Below are 15625 nucleotides of genomic sequence, written 5' to 3' on the forward strand. Positions count from 1 at the left end.
GATATATAAATATAGAACATAATGAAATGGGGAATCGTGATTGATTATACATATTACTGAACTTAAGCAAGGCCAACGATTAAGCAGTGATACATTTAATAGTTCAGGTGTTCCGTTATTAAAAAAAGGAGTAGATATCAAAGAAGAAGATATCACCTTATTACTGCGCCATAAAGTAGAATACATTGATATTGATGCCAGAGAAGATATCAAACCAGTCGCTGATATGATAGCGATTACAGGATTATCTCCTGCGTTGAAAGAAAAAATCAATCGTTCAATAGATGCATATCAGTCCATCTTTTTGGAAGCACTGACCAAAGGCAAATTCAATCCAGCTATTGTCGATGAATTGTTGCAACCCTTATTGTTGGATCTAGATGCGCAAAAAGATGTAGTAGCATTATTGTTAAATTTAGAAAAAGAAGACGATCATCTCTATAGTCACTCACTCAAAGTCGGTTTGCTGAGTTACTATATTGCAGAATGGCTGGATTATTCCAAACATGATTGTTATCGCATTAGCAAAGCAGGCTATCTACATGATATTGGTAAAAGCCGTCTGCCTTCTATTTTGCGTAGCAAGCCTGAGCAATTAAACGACTCCGAGTTCAAAGAATACAAAAATCATACCACCTATGGATACGATATTATTATGGAATCGATGAATGATAAAGTGACTGCATCTGTTGCTTTACAGCATCATGAACGTGGGGATGGTTCAGGGTATCCGAATCGCTTATACAAACGGGGAATTCATCCATTTACGCAGATCGTATCAGTAGCAGATGTATTTGTGAATATGACTGCTAGCAAAAATCAACAAAACAAACAAGGATTTGTTGCTGTATTGCAAAGCATTTATGAATTAGGATTTTCCAAATTAAATGAAAAGCCGGTTCAAGCGTTAATTCATCATCTTGCTCCTAATCTGATCGGCAAAAAAGTACAATTGACCAATGGAGAACAAGGGACGATTATTTTAAATAATCCACTGGATATTTTTAGACCTTTGATACAGATAAATGATCAATTTGTCGATTTAACCAAAGTCAGAGAACTGCATATCGAAGAAATCTTTGTCTAAGTACTCCCTATACGATATATACATCATTCAAATAAGAAGAAAAGGAACTTGTTAGCGCAAGTTCCTTTTTGCTATGTCTACAGCAAGTTACTCCTGCTATCAACAGTACCGTTAATGAATAGGAATAGATGGTTAATAGGTTGATACATCCTGATGAGGATAAATCGTGATCTGACTCATTAAGGATACGAATGGAGGCACACTACACGTATGCAACATGAACTTCATACCGACTCGAATCTGTCGATTTCTGATTTTACCAAAGATCATGGACAAGATCTATTGATCCGTGTACCCGAAGAATTTAGCTTTACAGAAAATTATAGCCATTTATCAACAGCTACCAATGAGAGTTTATATACATTACGCAACGGAATGATCTACAAAGCAATTGCTGTCGGTCAAGAAGCTACGATTGTTGAGATTAGTGATTATGATGAGCATTATATGTTGATCCGTTTTGTCGAAGAAGATCAATCCATTTCACCTGCGTTACGTACAGGAGTTGCTCAGTATGTATACGATTGGTTTGATTTAGGGACAGACCTTGCCCCTTTTTATAAAATGGCTGCGCAAGATCCGCTACTCCAGCAAGCCGTGGTTTCCTTTTATGGATTGCGTAATATGGGAATTCCTGATCTATATGAAGCAATCTGCTGGGGTATTCTTGGTCAACAGATTAATTTAGGATTTGCCTACACATTAAAACGAAGATTTGTAGAGCATTTTGGACAAGCACTCACTTACAATGGTGAGTCTTACTGGCTATTTCCTACCGCTGAGACGATTGCTACTCTTACTGTGGACGCATTAGCTGCGGCAGGCATGACAACTGTGAAAAAGTGTGAATATTTGATTGATACCGCTCAATTAATCGTTAACGGTACATTATCCAAAGAAGAGCTTTTACAAGCAACTGATGTCAAACAAGCTGAAAAATTACTGGTGAAAATCCGGGGGATTGGCCCGTGGACGGCTCATTATGTATTGATGCGTTGTCTACGCATGCCATCTGCTTTTCCTATTGATGATGTCGGTCTGCACAATTCGATCAAGCATGTGCTGAAAATGGATGCTAAGCCGACCAAAGCTCATATTCTTGAATTATCCGCAGGTTGGTCGTTGTGGGAGTCGTATGGGACGTTTTACTTATGGCGGTTTTTGTACTGAAATTTGTAGGGTGTTCAATGGGAGGACGCTACGGGCGGTGGATGGTTCCTACCGTCGCTGGTAAGATCGGATATCTTGAATAACCGCTAAGCGGTCGATATCCGAGTCTTAAAGGCGACTTACGGAACAATCCTCCGCCCTTCGCTAGCGCCATTTGGGGGTAACACAAGTTATAAATTGAAGTATAAGGGGAGGGGTAGGGGGAGTTGGAGAGATTTTAAAGATTTAAGGATTTTGAAGATTTAAGGATTTTGAAGATTTACAGATTTGGAAGGGTTATGGATTTAGAAAATTTAAAGAGTTAAAGAATTTAAAGATTTTAAAGAACTTAAAGATTTAAGAATTTAAGGGCTTTAGAGATTTTAGGGAGTTGAAAATTAATATGTTTAGGGGGGATTGATTTGTGTGGGTTATGGGGTATGTTCTTGCGATTGAAAATGTAATCAGATAGTATTTAAGCAAGAATGCGTATACATTTTGTGACTCTAATGAGGATAGGGGATATGAAATATGGGAAGTCGACGAGGCGTTGTTACAGAAGATTTATATCGGTTTCATTGGGTCAAAAATCCGGTGATCTCACCGTTAGACGGTACAATTGTATATGAAATGCAGAAGGTAAATAAGAAGCAAGATGGATATGATTCCCATTTGCGACGGATGCAGGCAGATGGTAGTGAAGATATTCAATGGACAGCAGGCACTCATGATCGTGCTCCTGCTTGGTCACCAGACGGGAAGCAACTGGCTTTTTTACGTAAACAGGAGTCTGATTCCCATTTCCAGATCTGGATCATGTCTGCTTATGGTGGAGAAGCACATCAAGTGACTCATTTGGCTGAAGGAGTAGGTTCTTTTGTCTGGTCACCGGATAGTCAGTCCTTATTAATTGCAGCGACAAATAATGTATCATCCCAGCAAACGTCTAACGAATCATCAGATTCTAAAGAAGATTCGTCGGTTCCTTTATCCAAAAAGGCTTTGGAAATCGATCGAATCATTTACAAATCGGATAGTGGTGGATTATGGGATGGAGGACGAACACATCTATATGTACATAAGCTAGCTGATCCATCGGGAACTTGGATCACAGCAGGAGAATATGATGTTGAAGATTTTGCCTGGTCACCGAATGGACAGCAGATTGCATATGTCGCTCATATTCCTACAGAAGGTGAAGAAAATCCTGACTTTTCACGCAAAAATGATCTATTTACGATCAAAACGGAAGGTCATGAGCAACGCAAATGGACAGATCATCAATATGTCATTTCCAGTCTGACTTGGTCACCGGATGGACAATCTATTGCGATGGTGGCAGATGATCAATCTTATTACAATGCGACGCTGAATCGACTGTATCAATTGTCTTTAGCGAGTGGAACGATTACAGGGTTATGTGATCACGATGATATAATGCTGCTGAATACTGTAGTAGGAGATACGGGACTCAGTTCAACGTATAAGCCTGTTTATCATTCGGATGGTCAAGCGATTGATGTATTATGTACTACGTTTGGTGCTTGTCATTTACTATCGATTGCTACAGATGGTTCGGGTTATCAGACGGTATTGGGTGGAGAGCGTAATATTCACTATTTTGCCCGTACAGCACAGCAACATATCGTCTTTATTGCGGCTGATCCATTGCAACCCGGTGAATTGTTTTACTGGCATCCAGAGACTGAAGTTGAGACACGTCTGACTCACCATAATGATGCTTTGCTTGCTGAACTGATCTTAAGCAAGCCTGAAGAAATGAGTGTCACTTCTGTAGATGGCAAAAGTCTTCAAGCGTGGATTATGCGTCCAGCCGGAGATCAAGCAGATAATCAGAAAGTGCCGACTATTCTAGAAATTCACGGTGGTCCTCATGCGATGTATGGATATACTTTTATGCTTGAATTTCAGCTATTAGTCTCGCAAGGATATGCTGTAATCTATGGTAATCCGCGTGGTAGTCATGGTTATGGTCAATTATTTGTAAATGCATGCCGTCATGATTATGGTGGTGGTGATTATCGAGACTTGATGGAAATCACAGACTATGCCATCGAGCATTACGACTGGATTGATCAAGAGCGATTAGGTGTAACGGGCGGTAGCTATGGTGGGTTTATGACCAACTGGATTGTAGGACAGACCGATCGATTCAAAGCAGCAGTCACTCAGCGTTCGATCAGCAACTGGATATCGATGTATGGGGTAAGCGATATTGGTTTTTATTTTGTAGAAGATCAGATTGCAGGCAATCCGTGGGAACATTTCAATACCCTATGGGATCATTCCCCGCTAGCATATGTGCAGAATGTCAAAACACCTATTTTGATACTGCATGGTGAAAAAGATCTGCGTTGCCCGATTGAGCAAGCTGAACAATGGTTTATAGCGTTAAAACGGTTAAATGCAGTGACCAAGTTTGTCCGTTTCCCGGATGCCAATCATGAGTTATCTCGTAGCGGTCATCCTCAATTACGAATACAACGACTGAATCATATTGCCGATTGGTTTAATCAGTATTTATAGATATCACTGTAAGATCCAAAAAGTCAGATCAAAGGAGCTGAAGGAGTATCGTGCATACCGATCAAGAATTACAGATTCGTCCGATAACTGAAGCCGATATTCCAATATTATGGGATTTAATATATAAAGACGAATCTCCAGAATGGAAAAAGTGGGATGCTCCTTATTATGATCATGTTCACGTTCCTTATGAGCAATACTGGCAAGATCGACTGCGTATTATAGAAAGTCCGAGCTTTTGGGTGATTGAAGTGAATCAGCATATCATCGGAATTGTCAGTTATTACTGGGAGCATGAACCTTCATTATGGTTAGAAGTAGGGATTGTGATTTATGATCCTGCTTATTGGAGCGGGGGATACGGTACCAGAGCGCTGATATTATGGATCGATCATCTATTTACAGCAATGCCACTGGTACGAGTAGGATTCACCACATGGTCAGGCAATGAACGGATGATTGCAGTCGGTTACAAATTAGGCATGATGATGGAAGCACGTTTACGTAAATGTAGATTATATAACGGTGTTTATTACGATTCGATTCGTATGGGTATTTTGCGTGAAGAATGGAATCATCATCAGATGCAAAGTGAGGTCTAGAGTATAAATCATATTGATTGATAATGTATGGTGATGCATTACAGTAAAAAAAGAGTCTATTCCTATATTACCTAGGGATAGACTCTTTTTGTTTATACAGCTTATAAAGTGAACACTAACTATTGTATTCGCTGTTTAGAATAATAGAATATTCACTCCAAGGTAAACGTGAAAGTAAAAGTGATTTTTATTTATCTAAACTATCGTCGGATGGAGATGGAGAAGGTTCAGGCATAGGATCAACAGTAGGTGTTTTGAGATGACTCATATACTCTAAAGCATTATAGATCATGACTGCTGCTTCAGCACGAGTTACCTCGCCTTTTGGATCAAAGTTACCTTTACTATCTAACTTGTTGATATCTAGTGCTAATGAACGCTGAATAGCACCCTGATAAGAAGGAGTGATTTTGCTATCATCTGCAATCTCAACAGGTTTAATATTGATCATCGGCATATTACCGGCTTTTTCCATCGCTTGCATCACAAAAGTTGTAAATTCTTCTTTTGTCATTTTAGCAGCAGGCTTCACATCTTTTGGAATATCCACACCATTTAGATTAGCGATAATAAATGCGTCTGAATACCATACTTTATCTTTAACATTATTATAAAAGTCTTTCGCTTCTGGAGCTTTAATAAAAGTAAAAGCCGCTAGACTTAATTGGAAACTATTGACGATCATTTGCACACCTTGCGCTGTATTGATCGTTTGATTAGGTTTGAATTGATCTGCTGTAACGCCGTTAATAAATCCACGATCTTTTAGAGATTCAATTTTTTCATGACCTGGTACTTTACTGATATCTGTAAAATCCCCACTCGCTGCAAAAGCTTGGCCACTTAAAGATAGTGTCAATACTGAAGCCGTAACGAATGTCATCCATTTTTGTTTGTTTCTCATTACCAATCACCTCGGTTAATTATTAGCCTTACTTGGCTTGCTTATCCTTACAGACGCAAAGGATTTAAAATAAGTTGCAAAAGGATAGTCAAATTTTTATAAATTGATTTTAGGAATATTTACTTTTGGAATTATATGTAACTAAATTCATATTGTCGATTATAGGACTTTAGAATTTGTTTTATACAGCATTCGACAAATGAAGTCCTAGTTAACATAATGAGATTTTTGACGGATCAGGGTCTATAGAATCAATTAACGAAAATAGTTCAAAATATGTTTAATTTATGTTTTCATTCTCAAAAAGCAGGGGTATATACACATTACAAGATACAAAACAAAAACAAACAAATTTGACGGACGAAAGGAAGCGTGGAGCAAATGAATATGAGTATTCACCACATGACACCATACAACTACAACCACTTCAGACAGCAATCAAACGCAACCGTTCAAAAAGCAGCGGATAAAGAAACACCTAAAAGTTTTCAAGATATTTTGAACGCACAATTGAGTTCTACACGAATCCCTGTTAAAACTCGCGCTTAATTAAAACGATAAAAAAACATAGAATACATATTAAGCATGTTTCTTTATGAATACATGCTTACCGTTATGCATATCATAGAATACCTGCAAAAGTAACCCAGTGAATTGATTCGCTGAAGGTTGCTTTTTTTATTTTGTTTACCTATATTTGTTATTATAAAATCGCTTTCATTTTCGAAAAAGGGTATGATATTAAAAGAGGAGGAGATAATATGGCTTTAATTCAATGTGATTTCTATTCAGAAGTACTAGGGCTTTCATCTACAATGAATGTGATTTTACCACAGGAAACTCATTCTCAAATCGGAATGGAAGGTAAAGTAACCGGAGGTAAGCATCCTACATTGTATTTACTACATGGTCTATCTGATGATCATTCGATCTGGTTAAGACGGACATCGATAGAACGCTATGCAGCAGAATATGGTATTGCAGTTGTAATGCCTGCGGCACATCGTAGTTTTTATACAGATATGAAGCAAGGCGGAGATTACTTCAAGTTCGTGAGTGAAGAATTACCACAACTCGCTGAATCGTTTTTCCCGCTGTCTAATCGTCGTGAAGACCGTTTTGTAGCTGGTTTGTCAATGGGCGGTTATGGCGCACTCAAGCTAGGCTTACGTCGACCTGATCGTTATGCAGCCGCAGCCAGCCTATCTGGAGCAACTGATGCAAGCGCATTGTATGAACGTGGCGATGTTGCCTACACTCAAGAGCTAGAACGCATTTTCGGAACAGTTGAAGAATTACGTGGTTCAGAAAATGATTTATTTTATCTGACAGAACAACTTGCTCAATCTAATAGCACCGAAGTTCCGCAATTATATCAATGCTGTGGAACAGAAGACTTCTTGTATGAGCATAATATTCGGTTCCGTGATCATGTGAAGCAATTGGGATTAGCATTAACGTATGAAGAAGAGCCAGGCGAGCATGAATGGGGATATTGGGATACCAAAATCCAACGTGTACTGGAATGGTTGCCTCTTCGTAAATAGACCACTTTACTTATCGTATCAATTTTATACACATAACAAAAACCACCTGTTTGGTCTTAAGGCTCCCAATAGGTGGTTTTTAATATTTTTATATAAGTCATTGTTGGCTATAGAATGTTATACATGATGATCAAGAAGAAGCTTCCACTTCTTGCATGACGATACGCTGTGTTGGATAAGCTAATTTCACTTTTTCTTCTTCTAATATATCTAAAATCATCAGATTAAGATGTTGACGGTATTCCAGATTTTCGCCCCAAGCAGCGGTTTTAGTGAAACATTGCACCAGAATACCCAGACTACTTTCGTTAAATTCATTGAATTTGACCATAGCGGAATCTGCTACGACATTATCATCTGTATCTAACTCTGATTGAATACGAGAGACCACTCGTGCTAAGGCATCTCGATTAGAATCTAAAGCTACCCGAAGAGGGAACGAAATTTTGCGTTTTCCCATTTGACTACCGTTAGTAATCGGTTGTGCGGCTAATTTGGAATTGGGTACAATCACCAGTGCATCAGTAAAAGTACGGATTTTGGAACTACGGAACGTAATATCTTCGACAATCCCTTCGATATCCGGTGTAGAGATCCAATCACCTTTCGAGAACGGTCTTTCCAAAATAATAATAATCCCTGCGATTACATTACTTAGTGTTTCTTGAGCAGCTAGAGCCACCGCAAGACTGCCAAGCCCCATACCTGCGACTAGACCGTTAATACTGAATCCCCATTCTCCACCGACAATTGTTATAACAAGTACAACAACGATCACGCGTAATACTTTGGATAGAAAAGGAATAATCATGCTTGTAGCATCCAATCCAAATCGCTTACTCATACTTTCTAACATAAGCGAAGAGGAAGCAGACACATTATAGATTCCCCATCCCAAAAGGATAATGCCAATACTGCGATAAATACGGTCAATCCCAATAATAAATGTCCATTGTTCATGCATAAAGTATCGCAAAGCCAAGTAAGTACCGATTAAAGTAAAAAAGGCTTGTAGTGGTCGTTCAAAAGCTTGCAACCAGCGAAGAACAGCTAGATGACTATCAAATCGGCGTAAAACAAAAGTAAATAAATAGCGTGTAAATAATTTGCGGAAAGCTAAAAAAACAATCAGTATTGCAATTGATACAAGTAGATCAATCCAGCGGATATTGTAATACCACGCAACTAGATTGTCCCACAACGAATAAAAATACATATCCACCATCCTTTGCTTCATCTTCTATGTTGTTATCTATTATTAACCGATTTGCACCTGTTCGATAGAATGACGAAGCAAACAGCTTCTAACATCGTGAAAAGGATAAGGTTTATAAGAAAAGAATTAAGACATAAAAGCATAAAAAAAGCCTGCTCCCGAAGGAACAGACTTTTTGAGATCATAAGATATTGAATATCTTATGATACATAATGATGTGTGTTAACCGCGTGATCTTCTAGAAGAACGCATGATAGCACTCACGATAGCAATAACAATCACAGCACCGATAATCGCTTGAATAATGAAGAATCCACCGATTTCTGGACCCCAAGTACCAAGCAACATGTTACCTAACCAACCACCGATGAAACCTGCGATGATGTTACCAATAATACCACCTGGAACGTCACGTCCTACGATCATACCTGCGATCCAACCAATAATACCACCTACGATTAATGCCCATAACCAACCCATTGTTGTCGCCTCCTAATAATTAAATGTCTTTTTTAAGATAGTTGAATAACTACACTAAATCACTTGATTTATAACATTTGTGTTACAACAAGCACTTAGAAGATTTATTCAGCAATCTCTTCTCGTCTATTTATTAACCATTGTTTAGCAATCGAAACCATATGTTTAAAATTTAATAAATAAATAACTAAAAATAAGGAGTTAAATAGGGTAAATATGGATTTGAAATTATGTAAAAAAAGGCTGGAAACCAGCCTTTTTGCTTTAGTCTGTAATATTACCAGCCATTTTGAGACGCTTAGCAATTTCTTTGAAATCTTCTTGTGAAATTCCTGGAGCGAACTCTTCATCTAACTCAGGATACTCAGGAACAGGGACACCTTGAGGGAATCCGTGAATCACTTCAAGTGGCAATCCATCCTCTGGATGAGTACCTTTCCAGATTTGGTCGATCGCTTTGAAATCATCTGTACTATGAGTATAAAGACGAGTATGAACACCTTTTTCCTCGTATTTGCGTGATTCGTTAAATGCTTTGTTGCTGAGTGAAGGAACCGGTACAAGTTTGGTTACATTTACGCCTGTAGCAATTTCTAATGCTTTTGCATAAGCGACAACGTGTACGCCACCACGAACAAGAAGGAAACCAACCACTTCACGTGCAGCTGGGTGATCTGTTGTTTCATAGACTTTCATTTTATGTGTTCTTGCGCCGCACTCTAAGAAGAAGTTATGCAACAAATCTTCTACAAGATTACCGCTATTAAATACATTATCACCTGTCCAAGGACGACCCATAGAGTCACGAGGCATAGCACCTTGTGCACCTGCTAGATGATGATAACTCAAGCGAACATCTTTAAGCGGATCAAGTGGAGTCGAATCAGGTTCACCTGGCAAGCTAGAACCTGCAAGAATTTTATTGATACCGTGTGCAACCAATTCCACGTGACCTAATTCTTCAGCTGTAATACTAGTAACTAGATCGTAGAAAGGTTTTAATTTAGATTTTCCACGGAAGTTAAAAGATTGATAGAGGTAGTTGTTCAAAGTCGACATTTCTCCGAATTTACCACCAAGTAATTCTTGCACAGCTGCTGCTGCATTAGGATCAGGCTTTTTGACATCCGGAATTTCAATCATGATTTGGTCAAGACGTGTGAACATTATCATACCTCCAGTATTTTTGTATTCTTGAAGCCCTTATCAAAACTAGTCAATATTGGTGTTTAACCCATATTGCCAAAACAAAGGCTCTCTTATTCCATACCCTATATTATTGAAAACAAACGGCTATTTTATCTGCAAAAAGGAGATATAATCTGTTACTAGAAAGTCACTTTTTTCGAAAAGGTAGATACAAATCTGTTAACAACTGTAAAACGATATGATTTCACATGAATAGTGATCCTTGAAATATATTTTTAAAAAATGTATAAAAAATGTATAATATGTGAAATGAGATGGTTTGAACTGTTCAGCTAGATTCTGATAGAGATGTGGGATGATAAAAGCCGTGGATAATGACAAACAACGTTTGAGTATAGAGACAGCAAGATTGTACTACCTTTCTGATCATAGCCAACAAGAAATAGCGACCAAGCTAGGCGTTTCTAGACCGACTGTATCTCGCTTGCTACAGTATGCCAAAGAAAAAGGGTATGTGCGGATAGATATTGTAGATCCTCTCGAAGATCTGGATGCACTTGGAGAACAATTAAAAAAACGTTATGGATTAGATACGGTACATGTTTGTTATTCACCGATCAATGAGTATAAAGAAATCCAAAAGCATATCAGCAAGCGTGCCGCCGATTATTTGCATGAGACGGTTAAAGATAGTGATATTATTGGAGTCACCTGGGGAACTACGATGTATGCTGTTGCAGAACATTTAGAGCAGAAGCAAGTACGCGGAGTTGAAGTTGTACAACTCAAAGGCGGAGTAAGTCACTCGCATGTGAACACCTATGCGGCTGAAACGGTTAACCTTTTTGCAGAAGCGTATCACACGATTGCTCGCTATTTGCCGTTACCTGTTATTTTCGACAGTATTGAACTTAAAAAAATGGTAGATGAAGATCGTCATATTCAGCGTATTATTGAACTGGGTAGACAAGCTAATATTGCTGTTTTCACCGTAGGAACTGTAAAAGAAGATGCTCTTTTGTTCAGACTGGGTTATTTTAACGAAGAAGAACAGCGATTGTTACAGCAAACAGGAGCTGGCGATATCTGCTCACGCTTTTTTGATAAACAGGGTAATATTTGTAGCCCGGCTATCAATGATCGCACGGTAGGCATCGATCTGGTTGATTTACGGAAAAAAGAAAAATCGATTTTGGTCGCTGGTGGACAACGTAAAATCGAAGCGATTGAAGCTGCTCTAGTTGGCAAATACGCTAATATTTTGGTGACCGATCAATTTACAGCTCAAGCTTTATTAACATAAATATCAAAAAGTGATTTGCCTTATAAAACAGCCCTCTACATGATCCAGTAGAAGGTTGTTTTTTTGTATATCTAATTCATAAGCTTGTATTGACAATAGTTTTGTTTTGAAATAAAATTAGTTCGAATTCGAACTAAAGAAAGAGGGGAATGTATTGAGTCAGAGTGATATAGATAGATACAAGCAACAGGCAAAAGATGCTTTATCTAGTCCGACTCCTTTAATCAAAAAAACATATTTAACGATCAAGCGTCAGATCGAGCAGTCGTTACGATCTTTAAATATAACTTCTCAGCAAAGTCAGGCATTGCACGAAATAGCGATTCAACCCGGGATTACCAATCATGAGTTAGAACATCAACTGCTTATTGAGAAATCAAGCGTGACTAGCTTAATGAATGGTATAGAAAAAAGAGGTTGGATTATACGTAATGCTCATCCTGATGATGCTCGTATGAAGCAAAATACATTAACTACAGCAGGCGAGCAAAAGTATATTCAAGCTCAGCAAGCCGTTAATGAAGTCAAAAGCCGTTCGACACACACATTTACAGCTGAAGAATTAGAGCATCTCAAACAGCTGTTAAACAAATTAATTCATGTTTATCAATAAAATAGTAACGGTATACGTAGAGAGGATGACAGCATAAGTGGCAACAGAAACAGAAAGAGTCTATCCCAATGGTGAGAAATTAATGCGTGTACTTGCATTTACATTAGTATTCTCGGTAATGAATGCTTCGATGTTCAATGTAGTGATGCCTACGATTAGTAAAGAGTTCAATATTGGAGCCGCCGATGTGACATGGTTATTAACCGGTTATATGATTGTTTATGCAGTAGGTTCTGTCGTATACGGCAAGCTTGCCGATAAATACCGACTCAAAGATTTATTGACGTTCGGTCTGATCTTTTTTGCTTTAGGTTCTGTCGTTGGCTTAGCAGCGACTGAATTTTGGATGATGGTTGTAGGGCGTGTTCTACAAGCCGCCGGAGCTGCGGTTATCCCAGCAACCGCTATGATTGTCCCTGTTCGTTATTTTTCACCTGAAAAAAGGGGACGTGCTCTTGGTACAACAGCGATTGGATTATCATTAGGAACCGCTATTGCACCCATCGTTGCAGGTCTGATTACGAGCTTTGGAAGCTGGAGATTTTTATTTTTACTATCGTTATTTCCTTTAATCGCTTTACCATTTTTCCGTAAATATCTAGATGATTATCGAGGAGAAGCGCAGAAGATCGACTGGATCGGTGGCATCTTGCTAGGTGGAACTGTAGCGATGTTACTATTAGCGATCTCACAAGGGCAGTGGATGTACGCTATAATTGGTGCCATCTTATTGATTTTATTTATTGTTCGGATACGTACAGCGGCAGAACCTTTTATTCAGCCCAAATTATTCAGCAATAAACAGTATTCTTTTGGATTGTTGATTGCATTTTTGGCAACAGGACTTAGCTTTGGACTACCTTATGTCACTCCACAATTTTTAAGTGGATTGAATGGACTATCTCCAGCACTGATTGGACTAATTATGTTCCCGGCTGCGATTTGTTCTGCTTTTCTAGGTCGTCAGGGCGGTAAGTTAGCTGATCGCAAAGGCAACCCATTATTAGTCTATATTGCAACGACATTAATCTTTATTTGTTTTATTACGTTATCGACTTTGGTTGGGGTGTCCCCTTATGTGGTGATGTTTATTCTTATTTTTGGTAATGTGGGTCAGACGTTTATGCAGATTGCGATGTCTAACACGATTTCACGTACATTGACCAAAGATCAAGTAGGGGTAGGCATGGGGTTATTCTCTTTGCTTAACTTTATAGCTGGAGCGATGGCAACCAGTATTATTGGTAAAATGATTGAAGCGAATCATGGTTCAGTTCATTTCAATCCAGTAGCAGTGTATGCAGATGGATATGTATTTAGCAATATCTTTTCGGTACAAGCCTTGTTAGCGATTGTGATTATCGTACTTTATTATGCTCAATCGAAAATGACAGGCAAATCCTCTTCACTACCACGCAAAGCATAATGTAACGAGACTTCAGGAGATCAATGACCTGAAGTCTTTTTTTATTCGGCTATGCAATCGGTTACTTATAAATAGCTTTTGAAAATGAAAGTTATTTTAGTACATGACATCTCAAGTAACATAGTGTTAAAATAGGAACAGCCTGCGCAAAAAATAAAGCTGTGCTGTAAGCCTTTGATTTGTCGTGAACATAATTTCAAAAACTGTTTTACATATGTTCAACATGGTGTTATGATGTGGATGTAAGAGCTGAACAGTTATTTGTCAAACAAACCATTCACTCAAAGGAGATTAACAATATGAATTTAGCTAAATTGATCGACCATACGTTATTGAAAGCGGATGCTACACAAGCAGAAGTGACTAAATTGACAGAAGAAGCTAGAAAATATGAGTTCGCATCTGTATGCGTTAACCCAACATGGGTAGCTTATTGTGCAGAACAATTAAAAGGTAGCCCTGTCAAAGTATGTACGGTTATTGGATTCCCTTTAGGAGCAACAACTCCAGAAGTTAAAGCTTTTGAAGCAAGCAATGCGATTGCAAACGGTGCTACAGAAGTAGACATGGTTATCAACATCGGTGCTTTGAAAGATGGTAATAACGAGCTAGTGCAACGTGATATCCAAGCCGTAGTTGATGCTGCTAAAGGTAAAGCTTTAGTTAAAGTTATTATCGAAACTTGCCTACTTACAGACGAAGAAAAAGTTCGTGCTTCTGAATTGTCTGTCAAAGCTGGAGCAGATTTTGTTAAAACATCAACTGGTTTCTCTACAGGTGGAGCAACACCAGCAGACGTAGCTTTGATGCGCAAAACGGTAGGACCTGATGTTGGTGTTAAAGCATCTGGTGGCGTACGTAATCTTCAAGATTTAAACAACATGGTTGAAGCAGGTGCAACACGCATCGGTGCAAGCTCTGGCGTCAAAATCGTTGAAGGCGAAGAAGGAACTTCTTCTTACTAGCATTTGGCATCATAAATGCGACTTCTTTAGTAAGATCAAAAGTGATTTTTGCAAAGCAAAATATCTTACCTAAGCATTTGGCATCATAAATGCGACTTCTTCTATTAGAATTAAAAATGATTTTTGCAAAGCAAAATATCTTATCCGTTAGAGGAGAGACCTATCCATGAAAGATCAATTGATTCAAGCAGCAATAGAAGCACGTAAAAATGCATATGTACCTTATTCCAAGTTTCAAGTAGGCGCTGCACTGCTCGCAGACGGTAAAGTCTACGGGGGATGTAACGTGGAAAATGCTTCTTATGGTCTTACCAATTGTGCAGAACGTACAGCTATTTTCAAAGCTGCATCTGAAGGTCAACGCAAGATCGAAGCGATTGCGATCGTTGCGGATACTGAAGGTCCGGTCTCTCCTTGTGGTGCTTGTCGTCAAGTCATTGCTGAATTTAGTGATGAGAATACGAAAGTATACCTGACTAACCTTAAAGGTGATGTTACCGAGTGGACAATAGCTCAAATGTTACCAGGATTTTTCCAAGCGCATGACATGGATCATAGTCAGCCAGCAGAATAATCCAAAAAAAGAATGTATCCGCAAGGATTTGTTCTTTTTTACGAATAATGTAAGCGCTTAATG

The 15625-nt window shown here is 38.6% G+C and carries 15 protein-coding genes; 11 read left to right on the forward strand and 4 right to left on the reverse strand.

The features are described 5' to 3' along the window. The first annotated feature begins 40 nt into the window (after positions 1-40). The 4 genes from PaeCFBP13512_RS12230 (at position 41) to PaeCFBP13512_RS12245 (ending at position 5385) form a co-directional block, all read left to right on the forward strand. Positions 41-1087, forward strand: coding sequence for an HD-GYP domain-containing protein (locus tag PaeCFBP13512_RS12230; RefSeq protein WP_069329247.1), 1047 nt, complete (start codon positions 41-43; stop codon positions 1085-1087). A 210-nt stretch (positions 1088-1297) separates the two neighbouring features. Continuing rightward, positions 1298-2257, forward strand: coding sequence for a DNA-3-methyladenine glycosylase family protein (locus tag PaeCFBP13512_RS12235; protein WP_137223368.1), 960 nt, complete (start codon positions 1298-1300; stop codon positions 2255-2257). A gap of 510 nt (positions 2258-2767) precedes the next feature. After that, on the forward strand, positions 2768-4783 hold the full coding sequence (locus PaeCFBP13512_RS12240; RefSeq protein ID WP_137223370.1) for a S9 family peptidase: 2016 nt from the start codon (positions 2768-2770) through the stop codon (positions 4781-4783). A 50-nt stretch (positions 4784-4833) separates the two neighbouring features. After that, the gene (locus PaeCFBP13512_RS12245; RefSeq protein ID WP_137223372.1) at positions 4834-5385 is read left to right on the forward strand and encodes a GNAT family N-acetyltransferase; all 552 of its coding nucleotides are present in this window, start codon (positions 4834-4836) and stop codon (positions 5383-5385) included. Between the two features lie 187 nt (positions 5386-5572). Here PaeCFBP13512_RS12245 and PaeCFBP13512_RS12250 read toward each other — a convergent pair whose 3' ends face one another. Then, the gene (locus PaeCFBP13512_RS12250) at positions 5573-6289 is read right to left on the reverse strand and encodes an S-layer homology domain-containing protein (protein WP_069329251.1); all 717 of its coding nucleotides are present in this window, start codon (positions 6287-6289) and stop codon (positions 5573-5575) included. 387 nt (positions 6290-6676) lie between these two features. Between PaeCFBP13512_RS12250 and PaeCFBP13512_RS23220 the strand changes: the two genes are divergently transcribed. Together PaeCFBP13512_RS23220 and PaeCFBP13512_RS12255 are read left to right on the forward strand one after the other, a co-directional pair. Continuing rightward, the gene (locus PaeCFBP13512_RS23220) at positions 6677-6838 is read left to right on the forward strand and encodes a hypothetical protein (protein WP_161594261.1); all 162 of its coding nucleotides are present in this window, start codon (positions 6677-6679) and stop codon (positions 6836-6838) included. Between the two features lie 212 nt (positions 6839-7050). After that, on the forward strand, positions 7051-7836 hold the full coding sequence (locus tag PaeCFBP13512_RS12255) for an alpha/beta hydrolase (protein ID WP_137223374.1): 786 nt from the start codon (positions 7051-7053) through the stop codon (positions 7834-7836). Positions 7837-7966: 130 nt separating this feature from the next. On the opposite strand, the gene PaeCFBP13512_RS12260 is transcribed toward PaeCFBP13512_RS12255, so the two are convergent. The 3 genes from PaeCFBP13512_RS12260 to PaeCFBP13512_RS12270 all read right to left on the reverse strand — a co-directional run bounded on the left by PaeCFBP13512_RS12260 (position 7967) and on the right by PaeCFBP13512_RS12270 (position 10699). Next, positions 7967-9073: a mechanosensitive ion channel family protein gene (locus PaeCFBP13512_RS12260; RefSeq protein ID WP_241669363.1), complete on the reverse strand. Its 1107-nt coding sequence runs from the start codon at positions 9071-9073 to the stop codon at positions 7967-7969. 201 nt (positions 9074-9274) lie between these two features. Continuing rightward, complete coding sequence (locus PaeCFBP13512_RS12265; protein WP_069329254.1) at positions 9275-9532, reverse strand: GlsB/YeaQ/YmgE family stress response membrane protein; 258 nt, start codon at positions 9530-9532, stop codon at positions 9275-9277. A 264-nt stretch (positions 9533-9796) separates the two neighbouring features. After that, entirely contained in the window at positions 9797-10699 is a 903-nt protein-coding gene (locus PaeCFBP13512_RS12270) for a manganese catalase family protein (protein WP_069329255.1), read from the reverse strand. 349 nt (positions 10700-11048) lie between these two features. On the opposite strand from PaeCFBP13512_RS12270, the gene PaeCFBP13512_RS12275 reads away from it, so the two are divergent. The 5 genes from PaeCFBP13512_RS12275 (at position 11049) to PaeCFBP13512_RS12295 (ending at position 15562) form a co-directional block, all read left to right on the forward strand. Beyond that, positions 11049-11984 (forward strand): sugar-binding transcriptional regulator, encoded by a 936-nt coding sequence (locus PaeCFBP13512_RS12275; protein ID WP_069329277.1) that lies wholly within the window; start codon positions 11049-11051, stop codon positions 11982-11984. A gap of 154 nt (positions 11985-12138) precedes the next feature. Then, a complete protein-coding gene (locus PaeCFBP13512_RS12280; protein WP_083243624.1) occupies positions 12139-12597 on the forward strand; it encodes a MarR family winged helix-turn-helix transcriptional regulator in 459 nt (152 codons plus the stop codon). An 82-nt stretch (positions 12598-12679) separates the two neighbouring features. After that, on the forward strand, positions 12680-14023 hold the full coding sequence (locus tag PaeCFBP13512_RS12285) for an MFS transporter (protein WP_069329279.1): 1344 nt from the start codon (positions 12680-12682) through the stop codon (positions 14021-14023). 299 nt (positions 14024-14322) lie between these two features. Then, positions 14323-14988, forward strand: coding sequence for a deoxyribose-phosphate aldolase (deoC, locus tag PaeCFBP13512_RS12290; RefSeq protein WP_069329256.1), 666 nt, complete (start codon positions 14323-14325; stop codon positions 14986-14988). A gap of 166 nt (positions 14989-15154) precedes the next feature. Then, positions 15155-15562 (forward strand): cytidine deaminase, encoded by a 408-nt coding sequence (locus PaeCFBP13512_RS12295; protein ID WP_069329257.1) that lies wholly within the window; start codon positions 15155-15157, stop codon positions 15560-15562. Positions 15563-15625: the final 63 nt, after the last annotated feature.

Source organism: Paenibacillus sp. CFBP13512, assembly GCF_005233705.1.
Classification (GTDB): Bacteria; Bacillota; Bacilli; order Paenibacillales; family Paenibacillaceae; genus Saccharibacillus; species Saccharibacillus nuruki.

Bases quoted from the DNA above. Each gene is read 5' to 3' on its own strand.
- PaeCFBP13512_RS12285 (WP_069329279.1), top strand. From the start codon at position 12,680: ATGCGTGTACTTGCATTTACATTAGTATTCTCGGTAATGAATGCTTCG.
- deoC (WP_069329256.1), top strand. From the start codon at position 14,323: ATGAATTTAGCTAAATTGATCGACCATACGTTATTGAAAGCGGATGCT.
- PaeCFBP13512_RS12255 (WP_137223374.1), top strand. From the start codon at position 7,051: ATGGCTTTAATTCAATGTGATTTCTATTCAGAAGTACTAGGGCTTTCA.
- PaeCFBP13512_RS12260 (WP_241669363.1), bottom strand. From the start codon at position 9,073: ATGAAGCAAAGGATGGTGGATATGTATTTTTATTCGTTGTGGGACAAT.
- PaeCFBP13512_RS12265 (WP_069329254.1), bottom strand. From the start codon at position 9,532: ATGGGTTGGTTATGGGCATTAATCGTAGGTGGTATTATTGGTTGGATC.
- PaeCFBP13512_RS12295 (WP_069329257.1), top strand. From the start codon at position 15,155: ATGAAAGATCAATTGATTCAAGCAGCAATAGAAGCACGTAAAAATGCA.
- PaeCFBP13512_RS12250 (WP_069329251.1), bottom strand. From the start codon at position 6,289: ATGAGAAACAAACAAAAATGGATGACATTCGTTACGGCTTCAGTATTG.
- PaeCFBP13512_RS12270 (WP_069329255.1), bottom strand. From the start codon at position 10,699: ATGTTCACACGTCTTGACCAAATCATGATTGAAATTCCGGATGTCAAA.
- PaeCFBP13512_RS23220 (WP_161594261.1), top strand. From the start codon at position 6,677: ATGAGTATTCACCACATGACACCATACAACTACAACCACTTCAGACAG.
- PaeCFBP13512_RS12240 (WP_137223370.1), top strand. From the start codon at position 2,768: ATGGGAAGTCGACGAGGCGTTGTTACAGAAGATTTATATCGGTTTCAT.
- PaeCFBP13512_RS12235 (WP_137223368.1), top strand. From the start codon at position 1,298: ATGCAACATGAACTTCATACCGACTCGAATCTGTCGATTTCTGATTTT.